This window comes from Kistimonas scapharcae (genome assembly GCF_039540975.1).
Taxonomy (GTDB): Bacteria; Pseudomonadota; Gammaproteobacteria; order Pseudomonadales; family Endozoicomonadaceae; genus Kistimonas; species Kistimonas scapharcae.
Genome location: NZ_BAABFL010000155.1, coordinates 1 through 609, shown reverse-complemented (window position 1 = coordinate 609; position 609 = coordinate 1). Strand labels below are relative to the sequence as shown.

Here is a 609-nt window from a genome sequence, read left to right as displayed (position 1 = left end):
TTTTGTGCAAAAACTGTACTCTGTTGCCAAAAGTACGGCCAGCTTGCTCACATTCCCAAGGTTAAGCGGGATTTAAGGTTTTTTACCATGTATCTGGACTGGTGCTGGTTTTCTGAGTGGACATTATCCGAGAAGCAGCAATTGGCACTGATCGTGGTGAATATCCTCGTGTTGGGTTTCCTGTTTGGAGAGCGTGCCATTCGGAACCTGACCCCGCTTATCTCCAGATTGTTTAACCGCTGACAGGAGTCATGCCATGAACACGGAATGTGAGCAGCAGGCGTTGCTGGAAGACTACCTGCAAAAAGAGGAAGACGGCATTACCCGGTTATCACACCGACATAGCAAGGCAGATCTCGCCTTGATGGTTATGACGGGTCAGTTTGATACCCGATGCCTGTTAGGTGCCATGGATGCCGCACTTGCCTATCTGGAGTCCGGTCGTATTGGTGAGGCGCGCAGTCTGCTGGAGCGCACCCATTTCACTTACGTTCAGATCGCCAATGCACGACAGGAACAGTGCGAATGAGTCACTGGAAAGACCGCATCACCGGACAGGGTAAAGAGTCCCCGGATCAACTGCTGGCTAACCCCAACAACTGGCGCAAG

General features: G+C 51.6%; 1 protein-coding gene and 1 pseudogene. Both read left to right on the top strand.

Annotation, left to right across the window (positions count from 1 at the left end; translation table 11 throughout):
• Positions 1-243, top strand: a pseudogene (locus tag ABD892_RS10125) (hypothetical protein); the annotation flags it as partial.
• Between the two features lie 13 nt (positions 244-256).
• Entirely contained in the window at positions 257-529 is a 273-nt protein-coding gene (locus ABD892_RS10120) for a hypothetical protein (RefSeq protein ID WP_345195502.1), read from the top strand.
• Positions 530-609 lie beyond the last annotated feature (80 nt).